15 protein-coding genes, 1 tRNA gene and 4 pseudogenes are annotated in these 23718 nt (G+C 35.0%); 14 read left to right on the forward strand and 6 right to left on the reverse strand.

Annotated features, from left to right (window positions below; translation table 11 throughout):
• Window positions 1-2: 2 nt before the first annotated feature.
• From ABLO99_RS02155 to rnc, 10 genes are all read left to right on the forward strand, one after another.
• Window positions 3-1337 (forward strand): TldD/PmbA family protein, encoded by a 1335-nt coding sequence (locus tag ABLO99_RS02155; protein ID WP_349968065.1) that lies wholly within the window; start codon window positions 3-5, stop codon window positions 1335-1337.
• Between the two features lie 174 nt (window positions 1338-1511).
• Entirely contained in the window at window positions 1512-1763 is a 252-nt protein-coding gene (locus ABLO99_RS02160) for a cold-shock protein (RefSeq protein ID WP_047759441.1), read from the forward strand.
• 52 nt (window positions 1764-1815) lie between these two features.
• Window positions 1816-3024, forward strand: a complete 1209-nt coding sequence (locus tag ABLO99_RS02165; RefSeq protein ID WP_410543679.1) for a DEAD/DEAH box helicase — start codon at window positions 1816-1818, stop codon at window positions 3022-3024.
• Between the two features lie 291 nt (window positions 3025-3315).
• Entirely contained in the window at window positions 3316-5595 is a 2280-nt protein-coding gene (locus ABLO99_RS02170; protein ID WP_349968070.1) for an AAA family ATPase, read from the forward strand.
• Window positions 5596-5651: 56 nt separating this feature from the next.
• Window positions 5652-6662 (forward strand): molecular chaperone DnaJ, encoded by a 1011-nt coding sequence (locus ABLO99_RS02175; RefSeq protein ID WP_047759444.1) that lies wholly within the window; start codon window positions 5652-5654, stop codon window positions 6660-6662.
• Between the two features lie 58 nt (window positions 6663-6720).
• Window positions 6721-7617 (forward strand): class I fructose-bisphosphate aldolase, encoded by an 897-nt coding sequence (locus ABLO99_RS02180; RefSeq protein ID WP_047759445.1) that lies wholly within the window; start codon window positions 6721-6723, stop codon window positions 7615-7617.
• 5 nt (window positions 7618-7622) lie between these two features.
• A tRNA-Cys gene (locus ABLO99_RS02185) sits at window positions 7623-7694 on the forward strand.
• Window positions 7695-7979: 285 nt separating this feature from the next.
• Window positions 7980-8597, forward strand: coding sequence for a hypothetical protein (locus ABLO99_RS02190; protein ID WP_349968073.1), 618 nt, complete (start codon window positions 7980-7982; stop codon window positions 8595-8597).
• A 103-nt stretch (window positions 8598-8700) separates the two neighbouring features.
• Complete coding sequence (locus ABLO99_RS02195; protein WP_349968074.1) at window positions 8701-9726, forward strand: quinone-dependent dihydroorotate dehydrogenase; 1026 nt, start codon at window positions 8701-8703, stop codon at window positions 9724-9726.
• Window positions 9727-9826: 100 nt separating this feature from the next.
• Window positions 9827-10525: a ribonuclease III gene (gene rnc, locus ABLO99_RS02200; RefSeq protein ID WP_349968430.1), complete on the forward strand. Its 699-nt coding sequence runs from the start codon at window positions 9827-9829 to the stop codon at window positions 10523-10525.
• A gap of 48 nt (window positions 10526-10573) precedes the next feature.
• Here rnc and ABLO99_RS02205 read toward each other — a convergent pair whose 3' ends face one another.
• From ABLO99_RS02205 to ABLO99_RS02215, 3 genes are read right to left on the reverse strand one after another with little or no spacing between them, the layout of a single operon-like run.
• On the reverse strand, window positions 10574-11182 hold the full coding sequence (locus ABLO99_RS02205; protein WP_349968075.1) for an SCO family protein: 609 nt from the start codon (window positions 11180-11182) through the stop codon (window positions 10574-10576).
• A 44-nt stretch (window positions 11183-11226) separates the two neighbouring features.
• Window positions 11227-11922, reverse strand: a complete 696-nt coding sequence (gene dnaQ, locus ABLO99_RS02210) for a DNA polymerase III subunit epsilon (RefSeq protein ID WP_047759448.1) — start codon at window positions 11920-11922, stop codon at window positions 11227-11229.
• A gap of 13 nt (window positions 11923-11935) precedes the next feature.
• Window positions 11936-12595: a Tim44/TimA family putative adaptor protein gene (locus ABLO99_RS02215; RefSeq protein WP_349968078.1), complete on the reverse strand. Its 660-nt coding sequence runs from the start codon at window positions 12593-12595 to the stop codon at window positions 11936-11938.
• 164 nt (window positions 12596-12759) lie between these two features.
• On the opposite strand from ABLO99_RS02215, the gene secB reads away from it, so the two are divergent.
• The 3 genes from secB (at window position 12760) to putA (ending at window position 19148) form a co-directional block, all read left to right on the forward strand.
• The gene (secB, locus tag ABLO99_RS02220) at window positions 12760-13263 is read left to right on the forward strand and encodes a protein-export chaperone SecB (protein ID WP_047759449.1); all 504 of its coding nucleotides are present in this window, start codon (window positions 12760-12762) and stop codon (window positions 13261-13263) included.
• A gap of 6 nt (window positions 13264-13269) precedes the next feature.
• On the forward strand, window positions 13270-15876 hold the full coding sequence (gene acnA, locus ABLO99_RS02225; protein ID WP_349968081.1) for an aconitate hydratase AcnA: 2607 nt from the start codon (window positions 13270-13272) through the stop codon (window positions 15874-15876).
• Window positions 15877-16007: 131 nt separating this feature from the next.
• A complete protein-coding gene (putA, locus tag ABLO99_RS02230) occupies window positions 16008-19148 on the forward strand; it encodes a bifunctional proline dehydrogenase/L-glutamate gamma-semialdehyde dehydrogenase PutA (RefSeq protein ID WP_349968083.1) in 3141 nt (1046 codons plus the stop codon).
• Window positions 19149-19666: 518 nt separating this feature from the next.
• Here putA and ABLO99_RS02235 read toward each other — a convergent pair.
• A pseudogene (locus tag ABLO99_RS02235) lies at window positions 19667-20944 on the reverse strand (IS4-like element ISWpi18 family transposase).
• Between the two features lie 49 nt (window positions 20945-20993).
• Window positions 20994-22099 (reverse strand): annotated as a pseudogene (locus tag ABLO99_RS02240) (integrase core domain-containing protein).
• A gap of 51 nt (window positions 22100-22150) precedes the next feature.
• On the opposite strand from ABLO99_RS02240, the pseudogene ABLO99_RS02245 reads away from it, so the two are divergent.
• A pseudogene (locus ABLO99_RS02245) lies at window positions 22151-22975 on the forward strand (IS4-like element ISWpi18 family transposase); the annotation flags it as partial.
• A gap of 159 nt (window positions 22976-23134) precedes the next feature.
• Here ABLO99_RS02245 and ABLO99_RS02250 read toward each other — a convergent pair.
• Window positions 23135-23323, reverse strand: a pseudogene (locus tag ABLO99_RS02250) (IS110 family transposase); the annotation flags it as partial.
• Window positions 23324-23718 lie beyond the last annotated feature (395 nt).

Here is a 23718-nt window from a genome sequence, read left to right on the forward strand (position 1 = left end):
AAATGAATATATTAAATATTGTAGCAGATATCACTAAACTAATAAAAAAGCAGAATCAAGATGCGGAAGTTGTAATATATGAAACTAATAAGACTTCGGTTTCTCAGCGTTTATCAAAAATTGAGCAAATATCACAATCTAAAAATTGTACTATAGGAATTAGAGCTATAGCAGGTAAGAACAAAGCTGCGTATATTTCTACAAACGATTTGAATAATCTCAGTGATACGATAAGCCGAGTGGTAGAAATGGCAAAGAATGCCCAGGAAGATCCTTATATTAGCTTTGCTATAGATGGCAGTAATTATATCTCTTCTGCAGATTTAAATATCTCAGATAATAATGTTGTAACCATTGATAAATTAAAAGAAATTACTGAAGCTGCAGAAAACTCAGCTCTTGCACATAAAAATATTATTAATTCTAAAGAAGCTTCATCTTCACATACTTCAGTAAATACGGTATTATCAACAGTTTCTGGTTTTATTGGTTCATTTAGTAAGTCAACTTTTATTAATCAGATTTCTGTCGTTGCTGGAGAAAAGGGTGAAATGAAGATTGGCTACGATTACGATGTAACATGTAACTTTAGTGATTTAAAATCGCCAGAGTTAATTGGGAAAGAAGCAGCAAAAAGAGCAATAGACCAGTTAAATTCATGTACAATTAAAACTGGTAAATTTCCAGTTCTTTTTGAAAGAAGAGCAGCAAAAGAATTAGTGAAAAGTTTTGCTTCTGCCATTTATGGCAGCAATGTTGTGAATAATAGCTCTTTTTTGAAAAATAGTTTAAACACTCAGATTTTCAATGATAGAATTAACATTATCGATGACCCGTTGTTACCAAGGGGTATAGCATCAAGACCATTTGATGGGGAAGGCGTAATGAGCAGAGAAAATGAATTTGTAAAAAATGGAGTACTACAAAATTGGATTTTAGATCTATATTCGGCTAGGAAATTAAACTTGGAAACAACTGCAAATGCAACTCGTGCAAGCAATGCTGCAATTATTCCTTCAGCTAGTAACTTCTATTTCAAAAATGGTAATAGATCATTTAAGGAATTAATTGAGGAAGTAAGAGAGGGAATATATGTAACTGATTTATTTGGTTTTGGTGTTAATTTAATTAATGGCGATTATAGTCAGGGTGCATCCGGATTTTTTATAGAGAATGGCAAAATAACCTATCCAATACACGAGATTACTGTTGCCGGCAATTTGAAAGATATGTTTAGCAATTTAGTTGTTGCAAATGACCTAACTTTCTGTGGGCAATTTAATTCACCAACGATTAAAGTTAGTGAAATGACAGTTGCAGGTTCATTTCGTGATTAAAAAATTTAGTTGCATCAAGTACAATAATTGTGTATTATAACCATGTAATGTTAAGAATAGACTATGGAGTATAGAAGTTTAGTTGCAATAACTAAGCTTAAAGCATTCTAAATCGTAATTTCAAAGTTTTTCATCACATTAATAATATTAGTTAATAGTTTAAGAGTTATTTATATGGAATTTGGTAATATAAAATGGTTTAATGTTGAAAAAGGCTATGGTTTCATCAAGCCAGAAGGTAAAGGTGAGGACGTTTTTGTACATGTTAGTACATTAGAACGTTCAGGAATAAGTCCTGATACACTTCGAGGAGAGGATAAAAAGAGAGGAATGAAAGGGGAAAGAGTAAGTTATGAGCTTAAAGAGGAGCGTGGTAGGAACGGAGAAGATAAAAAATCTGCAATAAATTTAAGATTAGAAGATTAGTTTGTCATGAAGCTTTGTAATAGGGTAATGTATTGTGAGTAATTTTCATGAAATGGGCCTCCCGATTTTGCTTAGACAAGCTCTAAGTAAAAATAATCTTTGTGTTCCAACTCCGATTCAAATGCAAGCGATTCCTTTAGCTCTCCAGGGTAAAGATATTCTTGGGTCTGCTCAAACAGGAACTGGAAAAACTTTAGCATTTGCTATTCCATTAGTTGCTAAATTGCTGAATGAGCCAAGCATTGGTTCAGCTTTAGTCATCGTGCCAACCAGAGAGCTTGCCCATCAGGTAACAAATGAGATAAGAAAACTCTTATTTCAAAATTCTGCACTAAAGGTCGCTTTGTTGATTGGAGGTGAGCCTATTTTTAGGCAGCTAAATCAGCTTCAGAAAAAAACACAAATTGTAATAGGTACTCCTGGTCGTATTATGGACCATATTGAGCGTAAAACTTTGATTACTAGCAATGTTAGCATTCTTGTGCTTGATGAAACGGATCGCATGTTTGATATGGGCTTTGGAGTTCAAGTTGAAAGAATCATGAAATATCTGCCAAAAATACGGCAGACCCTTATGTTTTCTGCAACTCTTCCTAGTGATATAGTTAAACTTACTGAGAAGTACCTTAATCGACCGGAACGTATTTCTGCTGATTGTGAGGCTAAAACTTCTGTAAAAATTAAGCAAGAAATTGTTTATGCATCAGAATCAGAAAAATATGAAAAGCTTGTTACACAACTATGTCAGCGCGAAGGGTCAATCATTATCTTTGTCAAAACAAAGCAAGGGGCAGATCAGCTAGCTAACAAGTTGTACAAAGATGACTATAGCGCTTTAGCAATTCATGGCGATTTAAGGCAGCACAAGCGCGAAAGGGTCATTAATTCTTTTCGTCGTGGCCGTAATCAAATCATGGTTGCAACAGATGTTGCTTCTCGTGGCCTTGATATTCCTCATATTCAACATGTTATCAATTATGATGCACCACAATCGCAAGCTGACTATATTCATCGTATAGGTAGAACTGCACGTGCTGGAGCTGAAGGGTATGCGCTATCTTTTGTTACACCTCAAGATAAGGGAAGACGGCCTGCATTAGCAGATAAAGAAGGAGAGCCAAATTTTGATTGTAGTGTGCAATTTAAAAAACGTAACAGCAAAAAGGTCTTTAAAAGACCAAGTACGTTAAAGACTAAATACGGTAGAAAAAAGATCAATGCATTTAAGAAGACAAGTAGAGTACTAGAAAAAGCATATTAATGTACTTAACTATTCTTCTATTCTTTGAAAACTCCAATAAGCTTGCTGCAAAGTGAAGTGGCTGAAGGATGGCAGAAAGAATATATAGCTAACCCAAATTAGGGTTAGCTACAACTTGATAATCGTAATTCCACTGCTTACAAATAAGATCCATTTTGAAGATATATTATAACAGTATAACGTGAGGCTGTAATTGGGTTTAATTTGGCTACAACGAGCTACTAGATTTCAGTTTTTTTAATAATTGTGTGCTACTAATTATATATAAATTTACACTTTTAAAGAGAATAGATGATTTCTAAAAATTTAGAGGCAAGTTTAAATAGAGCGTTGCTGATTGCTTCTAATTGTAAGCTTAAATATGCAAAAGTGGAACATTTGTTGCTAGCATTAACTAAAGATGTGGATGTAAATTATGTTTTGTCAAGATGTAACATCAGAGCTGATGAAATCATAAATATAGATAATATTATATTAAGGAATGATCATGGTAATAATATAAAAGGTTTTTTACAAGACAACTCCGAATTGACTGTCAATAAAGTTAAGCCTGATGAGCTATTTCAATGCATAATACATAAAGCCATGATGCGGGCTCATCGCTTGGGAAAAGAAGAAATAAATGGAGCAAGTGTTCTGTTAGAGATTCTGTCTGAACAAGATTTATATATTGAAGAGCTATTGCGCAAACAGAATGCGAAGGATTCTAATTTGATTTATAATATATCTAATATAAAATATTCAGGTGATATAGAAGAATGCATCACTAATCGCAAGATAAAACTTGATAAGAATAACGATATCTCTACTGTAGCAAATAAAAGTGAATTACTAAAAGATGAAGAAGTTCTACAAAATTATTGTAAAAATTTAAATGATTATGCAAAAAGCAAAAAAATAGATTATATCATTGGTCGTGATTACGAATTAAATCGCACTATAGAAATCTTACTAAGACGCAGAAAAAATAACCCTTTATATGTCGGAGAACCAGGTGTTGGTAAAACAACAATAGTTGAAGGTCTGGTGTTGAAAATTATCGAAGGTAGTGTTCCGAGTGCACTGAGATCCAGCACAATTTATGCTTTGGATCTAGGATCACTCCTTGCGGGAACACGTTATAGAGGTGACTTTGAAGAAAGAATAAAATCTATAATAAAAGTAATTGAGACAAAACCTGGTGCTATTCTTTTTATTGACGAAATACACACTATTATTGGAGCAGGCTCAACAAGTGGCAGCTTTCTTGATGCCGGCAATCTGCTCAAACCTGCACTTGCAAGAGGTACATTGCGTTGTATAGGTGCAACTACATACAGAGAATATAGCAATAGCTTTGAAAAGGATAAAGCATTAGCAAGGAGGTTTCAAAAAATTAATGTAAAAGAGTCTTCCGTTAATGATACAGTAAAGATACTAGATGGTATAAAGCATTATTATGAAGGGTACCATGGAGTATATTACACGAAACATGCCATTAAATCTGCAGCTGAACTTTCACATAAGTATATTACTGGGCGAATATTACCTGATAAAGCAGTTGATGTTATAGATGAAGCAGGCGCATATTGTAAGTTACAAAAAAACAGGCGAAAAATTATAAACAGTAGAGATATTAAGAATACTATCACTAGGATTACAAACGTACCTTGCGGGCTTGATGATATGCAAAGAGTAAAATCTCTGAAAGAAAATCTCGAGAAGGTCATTTTTGGTCAAGATCAAGCGATAGAGTCTCTTGTTAATTCTATTAAAATTGCAAAATCTGGTCTGAGAGATTACAATAAACCCTTGGCAAATTATCTTTTTGCAGGACCAACTGGTGTAGGTAAGACTGAACTTGCGAAGCAACTATCACAAAGTATGGGTATGAACCTTATACGATTTGATATGTCTGAATATATGGAATCTCACACAATATCTAGAATGATCGGTTCTCCTCCTGGATATGTGGGTTACGACCAAGGTGGATTGCTTACAGAAGCTGTATCTAACAATCAATATAGTGTCATACTTCTTGATGAAATTGAGAAAGCTCATAGTGATATTTACAATATATTACTACAAATCATGGATTATGGGTGCGTTACAGACACTTACGGACGGAAAGTTAGTTTTTCCAATACAATTTTAATTATGACAACCAATGCAGGGGCATTTGAACGTAGTAAAAGTTCTATTGGCTTTGGGCATAAGGACTTTAATATTGGTGATGGCGAAAAAGCAGTAGAACGGATTTTTAGCCCTGAATTTCGTAATCGCCTGGATGCAGTCATTTCTTTTTCTGACTTGAATGCGGATGTCATTTTGCACATTGTGGATAAATTTATTCAAGAATTGAAAAAACAACTTATGCAAAAGGGCATAAACTGTTCAGTGGAAGAAGAAGTAAAGACTTACCTTGCACAAACAGGTTATAGCAAAGAAATGGGAGCGCGCCCAATAGAGAGGCTGATTGAAAAAGAGATAAAAAGTCATTTGGCTGAAGAAATACTGAATCGTCGATTAATCAAAGGAAAGAAATTAAGGAGTTATATGAATAAGCAAGAAATTGCTTTTGATATAACTTAAAATTCTTGTTTTAGCATTCTAAATATAATACACTTACCTCTTTTAATAAGGCTACAGTGGCAAGTTTAACTAGAAATCAGTATTACAGTAATCAAGATTTACAGAATTTATTTTCAAGATTGGGAATAAAGGCGGAAGAAGTAATAAGTCAGGAGTTTGACGATATACTCAGGTTGGTTGACCGGCGCTTTAGAAAGCTTTCATTAAAGTGCCACCCTGACAAAGAAAAAGATGAGGAGAAGAAAAAGATAGCTACAGAAAAGTTTCAAAAACTTAGTGCAGATAAAAAAGAGCTAGAGAAGCATCTCAACGCTTTAAAAGAAGGGAAAACTCCTAGTCAATATGAAAGGCTATCAAGTGAAGAAGAACGGAGGAGGCAAACAAAAATTCATGGAATATTATCACGTAGAAGCAAAGCTATAAATAGAGCATTTTTATTTTTTATATTAGCAAATGTGGTACTTGATTCGTCACGTAAAGTCAAATATTGCTTATCACAGCTTGCCACTACTAGCAAGCTGCAAAGCGTTGCTTATAAATTTTATGCATTCAGCATAGGGATTTGGCCATGGTTGTTCATTATAGCCTTGTGTGGCATTTTTTATGCAGCAAGTAAACAAAGGGGTCTACAAGAAGAAAATCTGGACAGGTTCAATCGAAGATGCAATCTGCTTATTACTGTTAATAATTGTGTTATATGTACTGCAGCAGTGTTTGCTGTATGTAGTTTAGTATCGGAAATTGCACAAAATGGCTGGCCTGTTCAATATGGAACGATGCTGATAGTTAATTTGGTATTGGATTTATTACTTATTGCTTCACTTAGAACTTTTACGAAAGCTTCTGAATTATATAGTGAACACTGCATTCAGCGTTTATATGAAGAAGACGTAGAATTTAGCTACAAGGAAAAATTTGCATGGTATGACTACAAATTAGTGCTTATGCCGCTCGTTCTTCCTGTTGTTAAAATATGTTTTGAAGATTTAATTCAAGAAAGACCACAACAGCACACCACCGATCCTAAAGTTACACCTTTAAATATAGGTGTAGGAACAAGAGCGTAAAAAGGTCTTTGCTTCAACTATAGTTTTTGCTACACTTTGAGTAAATTTGAAGATATTAATGAGTGAAGAAGTAAAACAAATCTTAAGTTATTACGAAAGTGAAAATCCTGGGGTAAAAGCAAATCTTACTCGCGTTCTTATGCACGGAAAACTTGGTGGCACTGGCAAGTTAGTAATTCTTCCTGTAGACCAAGGATTTGAACATGGACCAATAAAAAGCTTTGAAGTTAACCCCGATGCTTACGATCCACATTATCATTTTCAGCTTGCAGTTGATTCGGGAGTAAGCGCATACGCTGCTCCACTTGGTATGATCGAAGCTGGTGCTTCAACTTATGCTGGAATGCTTCCGCTTATTTTGAAGCTTAATAGCGCTAACTCCTTGCACTCAAAAGGCTTAACTTCTGATCAAGCAATAACTGCTTCTGTAAAAGATGCACTACGTTTGGGCTGCGTGGCTGTTGGGTTTACTATATATCCTGGTTCTGCTAAATGCTTTGATATGATGGAAGAAGCTCGCGAAATTATAGCTGAGGCTAAGTCCTGCGGCCTTGCTGTAGTGCTATGGTCTTATCCACGCGGTGAAGGAATTTCCAAAGAAGGTGAAACGGCGGTTGATGTCATTGCCTATGCTGCGCACATAGCAGCTTTACTTGGCGCTAATATAATCAAAGTAAAACTTCCAACTAACTATTTGGAAAGGGAGAAAATAGAAACAGAAAATATTGAGTCATTATCTAAAAGAATTGAATATGTTAAAAGGTCTTGTTTTGCAGGGAAAAGAATAGTAGTTTTTTCTGGTGGTGAATCGAAGGAAGTAGATGACATATGCGATGAAGCGAAAGAGATTAAGCAAGGCGGTGGTAATGGTTCAATTATCGGGCGTAACACTTTTCAGAGAAAAAGAGAGGATGCTTTATCTATGCTAAAAGATATAATGGATATCTACACATAAAAAACGGCTGGGTGGCAGAATGGCTTATGCGGAGGACTGCAAATCCTTTTATACCGGTTCAATTCCGGTCCCGGCCTCTTATTTCAATTAGATCGTTTTTTCTTCTGAAATTTTAGCAAGAGGTGTGGCTTTTAATGAAATATTTAAAAAAATAAGATACTATATTCAAAATATAAGCAGTAAAATGCCAAAGAGACTAACGAAAGTTTTATTATTAATTGGTTTGCCCTTCTTGCTTGCCAGTTGTACTTTTCACTATTTATTAAAGAGCTCGTATACTCATCTTGCACCAAAAAAGTACCCTGCATCTAACAAACAACCGGTTTACGTTGGTACAGCTTACGGTGCACAGACTATGTATAATGCATTATTTAATCTTTCTGTTAATAGGTAAGTCATCATTCACAGCCAAACATGGACGTGTTAGTCAATATATTAACTATGGAAGAGAAGTTGGAGCAGATGTGATAATCGTATCATTTCAAAATATGCAAAAGGATAAAGAACATTTTAGCATCACAGAACAACTATTATGGGACACAAGCTTAACAACATTTCATACAAGGACCATTATAAACTTTGATCAGGATGTACTCTTTCTAAAAAAAATAGGTAATGCAAAAGCTCCATGGGAATATGTTAAAGGGGAGTTCGAGCTTCACGAAAAAAACGATACTGATCCATATCTAGGGAATTGGGTAGGGTATAGAATATGCAAGATTGCAATATATTCTTCAGAAGATGAATATTTAGGATTGGTAAATGAAGATAATTGTAAAGAAAAATCTGGAATAAATAAGATGCTTGCTTGGAAAAATGAGGATGTAAGGTTGCGCATTAATAAACAATCAAAACAGGGATTTTATTTAAATCGAAATAAGATCCCTATACTAATAAAATCTCAAATTAACAAATTTGGCTACCTTGAATTAGTAGATAAAAATACTGATCAGGTTGTAATTTCCCTTCAGAAAAATTAGTTTTTACTACTCATAGAAACTATATACTTACTATTTCGATAAACCTCAAGCTTTCTAAGTTATTCTTGTTGCATGGTAAAAAATAAGCAAAGTGTTTTACAAAATGATATTACGTAATTTACTGTTTTTACTGCCGCCTGAAGTTGCTCACTCCTTGGTAATAGCGGCATTAAAAAAGATGCCCTGTAGAAAACCTATAGAACTACCGAAGTCTTTAAATGTAAACTTCTTTGGTAATAAACTTAAAAGTCCTTTGGGTCTTGCTGCAGGTTTTGACAAAAATGCAGAAGTTATAAGGCCTATGCTCTCATTTGGTTTTGGATTTATTGAGGCTGGTACTGTAACTAAACATCCTCAATATGGAAACAAAAAACCGAGAATTTTTCGGTTAATTAAAGATGGAGGAATAATTAATAGATTGGGGTTCAATAATAAAGGAGTAGACTATTTTCTTAAACAGATAAGTGAAACTAAGCTTGGTGATTGCATTTTTGGCATCAATATAGGAAAAAACAGTACATCAAAGGACCAAATCAGCGATTATGTTGACTTAATAAAGATAGTATATGGAAAGAGCAATTATATAGTACTGAACATCTCATCTCCCAACACACCTAACTTGCGCAATTTGCACAATAAACAAGAATTATCCAAATTGTTGAAATCTATCACTCTAACCCGGAAATCAATCGATAGCTCTGAATCCATACCGATAATATTAAAAATATCTCCAGATATAGATCAACAAACAAAAGAAAATATCGCTGAGCTTACACTAGAATATAAAATTGACGGCTTAATAGTAAGCAACACTACGATAAGTAGAGATTCTTACTATAATGAGAGTGGTGGGTTGAGCGGCAGGCCACTATTTCAACTTTCAACCGAGTTATTGAGTGACATGTACAAGCTTACTAAGAGCAAAATCCTATTGATAGGATGCGGGGGAGTTTCAAGTGGTGTTGACGCATATGAAAAAATAAAGGTAGGAGCCTCTTTAGTACAACTGTACACTGCTCTCGTATACCAGGGGCATCAAGTTGTGAACAAAATCAACCTGGAGCTTGCGGAATTGGTAAGAAGAGATGGATTTAGTAACGTTACTGAAGCAGTGGGTTGTATACATTAGGCTGTACATTTTGGAAGTTATTGATATTGTTTTAGTAAAGTAGAGCTAATTTTTTAGTGTAAAGGTATGATAGGGAGTGCTTTTCTTTTGAACGATGAATATAAAAATTTTGAACGATACAATATCTAAAGTTATTAATTATAAATTTACAGATCATGCAATATTAGAAGAGGCATTAACTCACCCAAGCGTAAATAAAAGGAATAGCGAAAACCAGATCGTAAGCTACGAAAGGCTAGAGTTTTTGGGCGATAGTGTTTTGAATATGGTTGTATCTGCTATGTTGTTTAAAATGTTTCCTAAAGAAAAAGAAGGAGCATTGGCAAAAAGAAAAACGGATTTAGTTTGTGGCAGTACCATTGCTAATGTTGCTAAAGAAGTAGAATTAGGTAACTTTATCATCATGAATAATAGTGAACGATACAATGGGGGAAGATGTACCTTAAAAAATTTAGAAAATTCGCTTGAAGCACTAATAGGTGCAATTTATATTGACGGTGGATTTGAGAGTGTTGAAAAATTTATTATCCGACATTGGGAAAAGCTAGCTAAGGATATCATCGATCCTCCTCAAGATCCTAAAACTTCGCTGCAGGAATGGACTCAAAAAAATAAACTACCTTTACCAGAGTATGAGCTTGTAAAACAGACTGGACCAGCACACAATCCTGAGTTTACTATATCAATTTGCATAGAGAATTATGGCAAAGTTTCTGCATCTGCTTATAGTAAGAAAATTGCTGAACAAAAAGCTGCTGAGTTGATGCTAGAAAAAATTAGAAAAAACGACTTAATTTAAGTAAAATAGTCATTAACATAAATTTTAAGTAAGCTAATAGTTCTTAGTTCAGCTTACATATTTTCTTATCTCAGCCAAAATCTTATCAGATTGACTTTCATCTGAATTTAAATCAGCTACGAAATGTGTGACATATTTTCCTCCAGGGCCAATAAGGTATATTATTGAAGAATGGTTGATTTCCTCTTCTCCACCAACTTTGCTAGCGTATACTTTATACTTTACAATTACTTCGTCTATTTTTTCTCTTTCGCCAGTTAACATTTGTATTCTGTGGTCAAATTGCTGCTGAAATTCTTTAAGTTTTTCCGTGCTATCGCGTTCAGGATCAACTGTGATAAAAAATGTTTGTAGCTTGCCGTTGGTTTTTTCATCTAATTTTGCAAGTGTTTCTGAAATTATTCCAAGGTTCATAGGGCAAATTCTTTTACATGAGGAAAATCCGAAGAAAATCATCATATATTTATCTTTAAAATCACTACTGCGCACGATCTGTCCATCTTGGTTAATCAAGGAAAAATCCCCACCTATCTCAACTTCTGCGTTGTGAATCGCTGTTGCGGCAAATATGCCTTTTTTAGTGAAATAACAATAACCTAAAAAAACAACCGCTAATGCTATCAATAAACTAGATAATAACCTTATAAACTTTATCATTAAAGCGTCTCCAGTAAAATTAAATCATATCTTGATTAGCTGATTTATTCAATATATTCCTTCCAAAGTGAATTGTTAATTTTGTCTAACAGTTTCTTATGCTCATCAATTTCTTCACTATTTGGTGAGTGTTCTCTGCGAGCTAAATTGCGCACTTTATGCTGGATAAACGTGTAGTTATTGTCCTGGTCACATTCGCTATTAAACAAAAAGGTTTGCAATCCTCCTGTAAGCTCAACATAGACTTTTGCAAGCAATTGAGCATCAACTAATGCTCCGTGCAACTCTCTACCTTCTAGCGATATATCAAAACGCTTACATAATGCATTTAAAGAAGCTGGCGACCCTATGAATTTTTTTCTTGCAAGTGGTAATGTATCTAGCACTCTGTCTGAAGAAATTAACCCAGCATTCAACTTGCCTAACTCCATATTAAGGAACTTAACATCGAACTCAGCATTATGAATTACCAAAATGTTATTAGATATGAAGTCAAGAAATTCAAGTGCAACATCTGAAAATAGTGGCTTATCTTCTAAAAACTCCTCACTAATACCGTGAATCTTAAATGAATGGTAGGGTATATCTCTTTCTGGATTAAGATATCGATGAAATGTTTTACCTGTTGGAATACGATTAATTAGTTCTACACATCCTATCTCAATAATTCGATGGCCAGATCCAGTGTCAAGACCTGTAGTCTCAGTATCAAGTACTATTTCGCGTAACTTACTTCCCATCAATGCAACAACCTTACTTATCGTTTGTTGTTAAATTTTTATCAATACTTGCCTTCTTGTAGTTAATAGAAACAAGCACCCAAGCTGGATCTGATGAATTAATATTTTTTTTGAATTGCCATACATCCTCAACTTTGTTAATAGTGAACATACTGCCTGATATGACATCTCCTTCATTATTCTTAACGAAGTTAATTTGCTCTGAAAGGAAATATGCTGCAATAAATATTACGTTTTTTACTAGTTTTATTTCTAAGATCTTTTGTGAAGCGATAGAAACAATTATAGACTCATGTATCTCTTGACGATGTTTAATCTTGTCTACAAAGTTGTTATATAAATCTTTGTCCAGAAGAGATTTTAACTGGGACAAATTTCCTTGGTTAAAACATTTGATTATTAATTCAAAAGCTATACTTGAACCTTCTATGAAATGGGAAATGGAGAAATCCTTATTTTTTTGTAATATTTGTTCATAAGTAGCTTTTATTGAACTTTTGTTGTTGCTGTAAATGTAATTCTCAATATTTTCTACTACGTTTTCTCCACTTTGACTTACATCCAATACACCAGGTAGCTTTTCTAGATTGAGGTTAGCTGACCTTCCTAAAGAATTATACAAACGTGAAAAAATAAACGCCGCTAGTAAAGCATATATTGCAAGCTCTATCATAATAGCTTAACCCCTTGGTATATAAAATATCTGAATATTATTAATTATTGATAAAAATATGTTTTTCATATTCACCTATAGTCAAGTTTGCTATTCGTTTATAAATCAATATATTATATAAGGAAGTATTAAACATCTCAACTTAATTAAAGGAGACGTAAGAAATGTTACAACATAAAATGAAAATTCATGGTCAGTATGTCAAAGATTTTTCGTTTGAGAATCCAAATTCGCCATTCCTTCCTTCTAGTAAAGCTCCCGATATTAATGTAATGGTTAATATTAATTCAGCAAAATTAGAAGGCACAGAAAACAAAAAAGAAATAAATGAAGAAAAGCCTTTTCATGAAATTACTTTGCATATAGAAGCCAAAGCAACGATAAAAGATGAAGATGTGAAAGATGGTATAGCTTTCATTTGTGAGGTAAAGTATTGCGGTATTTTTTCAATAGAAAATTTGAAAGAGCTGGGTAAGGAAGAAGTTAGACAAGCTTTGTTTATTGGCGGACCTACTTTTCTTTTCCCTTTTGCAAGAGAAATAATCGCAAGAGCTACAAGTAGTGGTGGATTTCCTCCACTTATGCTAGATCCTATAGATTTTGAAACTATGTATCGGCAGCAAAGTCAACAACAAAAAAGTAATGCTAGCAATTCCAATTTTAATTAATACAGGATGAACAATTCTTTAAATGCAAAAACGACTTTAAATGTTGATAGAAAGTCATATAGCTACTTTAGCCTAAGTAGTGCTGGTAAATTCTTAGGAATAGATTTAACCAAATTGCCTTGCTCACTCAAGGTATTGCTTGAAAATTTATTGCGCAATGAAGATGGAGTAAACGTAAAGCTGGATGACATAAGAGTACTAGCAGACTGCGTCAATAAACACACTAATCACGAAATTAGCTATAAACCAGCAAGGGTGTTGATGCAAGATTTTACAGGGGTTCCTGCTGTTGTTGATCTAGCTTCAATGCGGAGCTATGTAAAGCAAAATGGAGGAAGCCCGAGTAACATAAACCCATCTGTACCGGTTGATCTTGTGATTGACCATTCTGTTCAAGTAGATAGTTATGGAAGCACTTCCGCATTCAGTAAAAATGTTGAGCTAGAAGTAAAAAGAAATTTGGAGAGATATCAATTTTTAAAGTGGGGAGAGTCGTCCTTCACAAATTTTAGAGTAGTACCGCCAGGTACTGGAATTTGCCACCAAGTGAATCTTGAATATTTAGCGCAAGTTGTGTATAATAATGATGGAGTCATATATCCTGACACTTTGGTTGGTACTGACAGCCATACTACAATGGTTAACGGGTTATCAGTCCTTGGTTGGGGTGTTGGAGGCATAGAAGCTGAATCTGTGATGCTTGGTCAACCAATTAGTATGGTGATTCCAGAAGTAGTTGGATTTAAATTAATTGGCAGACTTCCAGAAGGAGTAACTGCGACTGATTTAGTGCTGACGGTTACCAATATCCTAAGAACAAAAGGTGTTGTTGGTAAGTTTGTAGAATTTTATGGTGATGGTTTAGATTATTTATCTTTGGCAGATAGGGCCACTATAGCTAACATGGCCCCAGAGTATGGCGCAACTTGTGGATTCTTTCCAATTGACCAGAAAACACTAGATTATTTAAACTTGACCGGAAGGCCAGAAGAGCTGGTTAAATTAGTTGAGGCTTATGCGAAAGAGCAAGGATTGTGGCGTGGCAATAATGAGTTAGCATTTTTTGACACACTAGAGCTTGATTTATCAAGCGTGAAGCCAGTAATGGCTGGTCCCAAAAGACCACAGGATAAGATTTTCCTTTCAGAAGTAGCGGAATCTTTTTCTACATCTTTTCCTATTAATGAGACAAACAGACCTCCGTTGGAACCTATCTATGGCGATCAGCTCCAGAGTGGCAGCGTAGTGATTGCAGCAATAACAAGCTGCACTAACACCTCAAATCCAAGTGTGATGATTGCTGCAGGTCTTGTAGCTCGTAATGCAATTAAACTTGGATTAAAATCAAAGCCTTGGGTTAAAACTTCTCTTGCTCCAGGGTCACAAGTTGTAACAGAATATTTAGAAAAGTCTGGATTGCAGGTAGATCTAAATGCTTTGGGCTTTAATTTAGTTGGATATGGCTGCACAACTTGCATTGGGAATTCTGGTCCACTTAATAGTGATATAGAAGATGATATTAAAAATAAAAACCTAACTGTTGCTGCAGTTTTATCTGGCAATCGTAACTTTGAAGGAAGAATTCATCCATTAGTTAAAGCTAATTACTTGGCATCTCCGCCACTTGTTGTTGTATATGCGCTTGCTGGTACTGTGCAAATTGATCTGACAAAAGATTCAATATGCACAGATAAGAATGGAAATAATGTCTATCTCAAAGATATATGGCCAACAAACAATGAAATCGAAGATTGTGTTAAAAATGTGGTAACACGTGAGATGTTCATACAAAAGTATAAGGATGTTTTTTCTGGTGATGAACATTGGCAAAAAATAAAGTGTGAAAAAAGTGAAATCTATAATTGGGATGCAAACAGCACTTACATACAAAATCTGCCTTATTTTGATAATTTATCACCTAAAAATAATAAAATCGATATAAAGGGTGCACAAGTATTGGCGATGTTTGGCGATAGCGTAACTACTGATCACATTTCCCCTGCAGGAAATATTGCCTCAAATAGTCCTGCTGGCCTATATTTAAAGGGGCTTGGAATTGAACCACAGGACTTTAATTCATATGGATCTCGCCGTGGTAACCACAATGTAATGATGCGTGGCACTTTTGCTAACATTAGAATAAAAAATGAAATGGTAAGCATCGAAGGCGGCTATACAAAATATATTCCTTCTCAAGAAATTATGTCGATTTTTGATGCAGCGATGTGCTACAAGGAAGCTCTCATCATTGTGGCAGGAAAGGAATATGGTACAGGTTCAAGTAGGGATTGGGCAGCAAAGGGTACTTTACTGTTGGGGATTAAGGTTGTAATTGCAGAAAGCTTTGAGCGTATACATAGGTCCAACTTAGTTGGCATGGGTGTTCTTCCACTTACATTCCAAAATGGAATAACTAGAAAGATATTTGATGGTAGCGAGGTAATAAGCATAAAAGGTGAAATAGTGCCAGGTGGAAATCTAGAATGTATCATCAAAAGAAAGGATAATTCAAAGCAATCAATTCAACTCAAATGCTGTGTACAAACCGCAACTGAGATTAAATACTTAATGCATGGCGGAGTGTTAAGCTACATACTTGCACAATCCTTTTGATTTAGTGAAGTTATTACATGGACTTCTTTTAGCCAGCCCTGGTCCCTTCATAAATAATGATTTGCTCTATGCAAAGTTATGATATAATTTTACCTTACTACGGTAACAGAGTGTTTTGCAGATAGTTATATATGATTACCTCTATACAAGAACCTAACGAATTGAGAAAACGTTTACAAGGATTTTATCGTACTGATGAGAAAAGTTATGTACGTCGCCTTGTAGAAAACACAGAGCTTTCGGCTGATTCAAAAAATAGAATTTATAATATAGCAAAACAAGTTATTGAAAAGATTAAAGGCAACAAATTAGATGTCATAGATTCTTTCATGCAGCAATACTCGCTTTCCAACGACGAAGGAATAGCACTTATGTGTCTTGCTGAGTCACTACTTAGAATACCAGATGATTATACAATAGACGAGCTAATCAAAGATAAAATTGCCAATCAAGAATGGAGTAAATATTTAGGACATTCTTCTTCATTGTTCGTCAATGCTTCCACGTGGAGTTTAATGATAGGAAGTAGTATATTAAGGAGTAATGAAAGAGATCCAAAATTCTATTACGCAATTTCTAGATTGCTGAAAAATTTAGGAGAGCCAATTATTCGCAAAGCAGTGAAACAAGCAATGTTAATGCTTGGTAACCATTTTGTTATTGGAGAGACTATAGAGAAAGCACTGGAAAATGTAAAACCAAATGATAATAGCAAATTCTTATGCTCTTTTGATATGCTTGGCGAAGCTGCTCACACAGCTGAGGATGCGGAAGAGTATTTTAATTCATATATGCATTCAATAAAAGCTATAGGTGAATCCACTGATATAAGTGATTGTTTTAAATCGCATGGAATTTCAATCAAATTATCTGCGTTACATCCACGTTATGAATTCAGCCAATTCGATAATATAGCTGAAGAGTTGAGAGCTAAACTGCTGGAACTTTGTCATGAAGCAAAAAAATACAACATTTCATTATGCATAGATGCAGAAGAATCAGAAAGACTTGAGATGTCACTAGTTTTATTCGAGCAATTGCGTCTTGATGAGTCACTTTTCCAGTGGGAAGGGCTTGGCTTGGCTGTGCAAGCGTATCAAAAACGTGCTTTATCTGTGCTTGATTTTGTTGAGGATGTTGCTATCCGATCAAAGCACAAAATTATGGTGAGGCTTGTGAAGGGTATATATTGGGACTCAGAAATCAAGCGTGCACAAGAGCTAGGGTTAAGTGGTTATTCAATATTTACAAGAAAAAGCTATACTGATGTATGCTACCTTGCGTGTGCACAGAAGCTTTTAAGCAAAGTAAATCACTTTTACCCATGCTTTGGAACTCATAATGCCTATACTTTTGCTACTATAATAGAGCTTGCTGACAAAGATCATCCTGGATTTGAGTTTCAGCGCTTACATGGAATGGGTAAGGATTTATATGATTATGCAACGTCAGAACTTGCAACAAGCATCAGTTGTCGTATATATGCACCAATTGGTAAACACAGTGACCTACTACCATACCTTATTAGACGTCTTCTTGAAAGTGGAGCTAATAGTTCATTTGTTAATCAAATAAATGATCCTAATGTTGAAACTGAAGAGTTAGTTTCAGATCCATCAGAAAAAGCTAAAAGGTTGGAGTATGAACCTCATCCAAACATTCCATTGCCACAAGATATTTTTGGAGAGGAAAGAAAAAATTCCTTGGGAATGGATATTAGTGACTCGGTGATAGTTTCACAATTTGCAGATGATATAAAGAGCTTTAGTGAAAAAAAATGGCAAGTTGGACCAATAATTGACGGACAGTCACTTTTTGATGATGCCAAATTTACTGAAGTAGTAAATCCTGCACATTTAGAAAATGTAATTGGGGAAGTGTCAAGTGCAACAAGCGATCAGGCTTTAAACGCTCTTGAAATAGCACATAGTGCTTTTACTAAGTGGCAGAATGTTTTAGCAGAAGAGCGCGCTAAATGCCTTGAAAAAGCTGCAGATTTGCTTGAAGAAAGGATGAAAGAGTTGGTTTACATTCTAATCGTAGAAGCAGGAAAAATTTTATCCGATGCAATAGCAGAAGTAAGAGAGGCAATCGACTTTTTGCGCTATTATGCAACGATAGCAAAAAATGAACTGAATGACTGGAAAAAATTGCCAGGTCCAACTTGTGAAGATAACTTCATCTTTTTTGAAGGCAGAGGAGTTTTCTTATGCATATCACCGTGGAATTTTCCGCTTGCTATCTTTATTGGGCAGGTTTCAGCTGCACTTGCAGCAGGTAATGCAGTGCTGGCAAAGCCAGCAGAACAAACGCCGATTATTGCCTATGAAGCTGTTAAGATACTACACGAAGCTGGGATACCAAAAAATGTACTGCACCTTATTCCAGGGGATGGTTGGTATTTAGGCAAAACATTAGTGCCAGATAACAGAATCTCTGGTGTAGCTTTTACTGGTTCAACACAAATTGCTCAAATAATTAATAGAATGCTTGCTGGCAGGGACGGTCCTATTGTGCCGCTTATCGCTGAAACTGGCGGATTAAATACTATGATTGTTGATAGTTCTGCTCTCTTAGAGCAAGTGACTATGGATGCTTTGCTTTCTGCGTTTCGCAGTAGCGGTCAGCGCTGTTCTGCACTTAGAGTACTGTTTATTCAAGAGGACATAGCAGAGAAGCAGATAAAAATGATATGCGGTGCAGCGCAAGAACTAAAGATTGGTGATCCAATACAACTTAGCACTGATATTGGTCCAATAATTGACAAAGCATCTATCGATATGCTCACTCAACATACGCAAAAAATGTCAGAGGATAAAGACTCAAATCTGTTATTTAAAGTACCCATGGATACAAATTCTCATAATGGTTATTTCTTTCCTCCATATGTTTATGAGATACAAAAAATTTCGCAATTAAAGCAAGAAGTATTTGGTCCTATTTTACATATCATACGTTTTAACAAGTCACAATTAAATGAAGTTATAAGTGATATAAACAATACAGGATATGGGCTCACATTTTCTTTGCAGAGTCGTATACAAAGTCAAATTGACACTATAAGTAAAAAAATATCAGTTGGAAATGTCTACATCAACCGTAACCAAATAGGTGCAGCAGTTGGGATACAACCATTTGGTGGTAGAGGACTATCTGGCACTGGGCCAAAAGCTGGTGGTCCTCATTATTTACAGCGTTTTTCTACAGAAAAAGTTGTAAGTGTTAACACTACAGCATTCGGTGGTAACACTACACTTCTGTGTTTGGATTAATTTGCGGGCCCTAATTTTTCTTACCCCTAAGCTAGACGTTCGTGCAGACAGCGCTAAGATCTGAAAAGGACCAGCTCATGCACTAGACTTCTTGCATAACCTAAACTAAGCAGAAAAAAGGTGTCATCCGAGTAGCTGACACTGGTTCCTTTATGACATAGCTGTACGAACATTCATTTTTGAAGGTAAATTGCACAGCAAATGGTGTCATTCCAGTCTGGAATCCAGAAATTTTGCATAACTAGCTGATGAGCTAAAGGTAGTTGTCTTACGCTAAAACAAACGTTTTTAATTAAGTTGCATAGAAGCTGGATCCCAGCATCACTGCCATTAAGTTAAGGGAAAGAGAAGTTAAGATTGGACAAAAAATTTGAAGCGATTGATAATTATGGTAAATACTAGGGTGAATTTTTAAGAAAAGGGAGTCTGAAAAGTGCAAGTTATTTAAAAAAGTAATAATTGCAGGTTATTTTGCAAAGAATGTACTAATGCAATGATACTGAAAAGATATCTTGAATTTAAAACACATGTTTTCTAGCTCTTTTCTGGTAGTTGAGTGAACGAATATCAGATATCTTATGACGATCAACTCTTCTCCCTTTTCTTACCACTAAAGTGTTCATCAAAAATAACTGTGATAGTCGATCCATAATGCAGTCTATGTCTGACTCTGTAGAAAAAATATCAAAGGCTAAGTTTTTAATCGCATTAAATGAGACAGATTTATTGATGCTTTTTTTTAGTTTACTATTCTGTGCGCTCAATGTCTCTTCATCATCTTCTATCATGATACTTTCTAGATTACTGATGAAGATAGTTGACCAAAAATCCTACTTGATAGTTTCAATACTTTTTCCTGTGAAATTCTCTAAATTTAATCTTCCCTTCAGCCTAGAAAAAAATGTTTCTACTCCCCAGCGCAAGTAATATAATCTCTCAAACTCTTCGACTGTAAAACTTTGCTCATCTAACAGAGATGTTACTAACACTTCAACTTCTCCAGAAGAAAGTATTATTTTGACTAACCTGAATTTCATCTCATCAGGTAATCCTAGCTTTCGTAGCTGTCTTGCTACTTTAATAGGTGCGGTAGACACTACCACCATACTAGATGGGCTTTCCGGCTTAAACATAGCGTTTATTTCATTGAAAGACGAACTTGGACAGCGAATTATATAATTGATTTTCCTTCCTGTAAGCTCAGCAAGAAATCGATAAGATACGTATCCTCTATCACAGATTAACAAATCGTCTGATTTTATGGATTCAAGCATACCGATCGCTAAATCAACCTCATAGCTGTCACCTCTACTTAGCACAGATTTTATTGCAATATTATTTAGCACATCGTAGCAAACTTCAAAGGTTGCACTTGTATAGTCTTCAAATCTCTGGATTCCATTCCATACTGCTCTTGAGCCAAACTCGCCTATTATTTTGTCGCTCTTTGGCAGAATCAGTATTGAAGCATCAAATGCAAGTACTCTGAAGCCATGGTGGGTTTTAAATTCCTGATCTTGGTAGTATAGGGAAACTATATCATCATTTAACTCTGAAAACGCAGTATGCTTTAGCTTCTTTCTTGCTTGAGTAAATGCACTTGCCGTAATTGTGTAATCTTTTCTTGTATGCAGAACAAACTCATTAAGCATTACTTGTAATGACTTTACACTCTTTCTAAAAATCAGGAGAAATACATTAATGAAGGGCAGCTTTCTTTTTCGTGAGAAGTCTTTTGAGGATGCTCTGTGTGCGTTTATAAAGTTTAAACTCATCAATTTATTTTTTATAAACATGATTATTCTTTTTTTTACTCATGTCATTACTTCTTTTAATTTGTGGATCTTACCTGATTTTACAATACAGTCCATCACTTTCCCTTAACTTAATGTGTAATAGTTTAGACTTGATCTGACAGGCATGAATTATCTGACAGAAGAATTGAAAACCGATATCAGCATCCTGTTTAATGCTATCAATATTTTTCTGATAAGCAATATGCATACTATCAAAAAAGGTTTGCATAGCCATAGCAATATTTACCTGAATGTGGTCTAGATCTATTGTAAGAATGCACCCAATGGTCTACGTCTAACTGAAGTTCTGCCAAAGAGGTGTAAATTTTCTTTCTAAAGATAATATTGTAACATTCATCTTCTGTGGAACCTTTCACATATGCCATTAGTCTGTGGAGTTGGTTCGAGAATGATCAATATTTTCTACCCCTAAATATAGCTGTGATTTTCAGGTTTGCCACAATACTCTGTACCACGATCCGTCAAAACACGTAGCAATCTGTTCATCAAAGAACGGTACTACCCTATCATTAAGAAGATCTGCAGCTGTGATAGCAGTCCTTTCTGTGTAAAGCTTAGCAAAAGCAACTCTGGAATAGGTATCAACAAAGGTTTGCTGGTAAATTCGTCCAATACCTTTGATATTACCAACATAATAACTGTCTTGGCTACCTAAGTATCCTGGATGCTCTGTTTCAATTTCTCCATGGGCCTCTTTTTCTTCCTTAGCCTTTTCTAGAGCTGTTATCTGTTCTTCTGTTAAAATGATACCATCCTGAGCTACTTTTGCTTCTAATGCCTTTAACCTCTTTTTAAAGTTTTCAAGATCGTTTCTTTGCCACACTGATCTTATTCCACTTGCAGAGATCTCTCTTTTTCAGTTCGTTTGCTGCTCTTTCTTGTCCGTATACTGGAAACTCTATTGCTATTTCAACTACTGCTTTTTCTATATCCTCCGACACTCTATTTGCATACAATGGCTTGCTTTTGCTTATCTCGTGTAAAGCCTCTTCTCCTCCTGTTTCATACAGTTCTTTGAAGCGGTAAAATGTATCCCTTGAATATCCCATACGCCTGTGATACATTTCCTAATTGCTTTGCAAGTTCTAGCAATCCTAACTTTGGTTTTAGTATTTTTTCTTGTGTTGTACTCATATCTGACACTCCTTTAAAATTTGTTTGTATTTTTATCTTACTTTATTAACCTGTCAGATCAAATCTAAACTATTACAGCTAAGTAGAGGTGACAGCTATGAGGTTGATTTAGCGATCGGTATGCTTGAATCCATAAAATCAGACGATTTGTTAATCTGTGATAGAGGATACGTATCTTATCGATTTCTTGCTGAGCTTACAGGAAGGAAAATCAATTATATAATTCGCTGTCCAAGTTCGTCTTTCAATGAAATAAACGCTATGTTTAAGCCGGAAAGCCCATCTAGTATGGTGGTAGTGTCTACCGCACCTATTAAAGTAGCAAGACAGCTACGAAAGCTAGGATTACCTGATGAGATGAAATTCAGGTTAGTCAAAATAATACTTTCTTCTGGAGAAGTTGAAGTGTTAGTAACATCTCTGTTAGATGAGCAAAGTTTTACAGTCGAAGAGTTTGAGAGATTATATTACTTGCGCTGGGGAGTAGAAACATTTTTTTTTAGGCTGAAGGGAAGATTAAATTTAGAGAATTTCACAGGAAAAAGTATTGAAACTATCAAGCAGGATTTTTGGTCAACTATCTTCATCAGTAATCTAGAAAGTATCATGATAGAAGATGATGAAGAGACATTGAGCGCACAGAATAGTAAACTAAAAAAAAGCATCAATAAATCTGTCTCATTTAATGCGATTAAAAACTTAGCCTTTGATATTTTTTCTACAGAGTCAGACATAGACTGCATTATGGATCGACTATCACAGTTATTTTTGATGAACACTTTAGTGGTAAGAAAAGGGAGAAGAGTTGATCGTCATAAGATATCTGATATTCGTTCACTCAACTACCAGAAAAGAGCTAGAAAACATGTGTTTTAAATTCAAGATATCTTTTCAGTATCATTGCATTAGTACATTCTTTGCAAAATAACCTGCAATTATTACTTTTTTAAATAACTTGCACTTTTCAGACTCCCTTTTCTTAAAAATTCACCCTAGTATTTACCATAATTATCAATCGCTTCAAATTTTTTGTCCAATCTTAACTTCTCTTTCCCTTAACTTAATGGCAGTGATCCAATACACTCCTGTTGATTCCATGGCTATTGTAGTAACTTTGCACCTCTTTAACCACTTTGCTAAGTTATAAAGATCTTCTGTGAAGCAGCAGAATTTTTGTATATTCTGTTTATCTCTTCCTTCTGGTACACATACATAATGCACAGATATCTATTCCTGCCGCATCAGACCTCTAATTTACTTTTTGTTTTTGCCATTTCTAACCTCCATCATATAATAATTGAAAAGCACTTCAGCTTGGAACGGTTGAATTATACGCTCTTCTAATCGAGGTAGTCTCAAAGACTCCATCAGTGATTTTCCTTCCAAAACCATGCTAACCTACGGGCACTTAAGGCACCACTGGAAAAATCGGTTATAACTGCAGAGACGCTCCCTGCACAACTATACCCGAAAATTGCTAAACTTAAATTTTGGTATTTCTTCTTGATTTGACAGATTTTGTTTGTCTGATGCTTATATAGATAAAAACCTAGAAATATTGTGAAGACATAAGGTGCGCATAGTGCAAAAAATTAAAGATAAGACGCCAACTGTGTTAT

It is taken from the genome of Wolbachia endosymbiont of Armadillidium arcangelii (genome assembly GCF_040207875.1).
Lineage (GTDB): Bacteria > Pseudomonadota > Alphaproteobacteria > Rickettsiales > Anaplasmataceae > Wolbachia.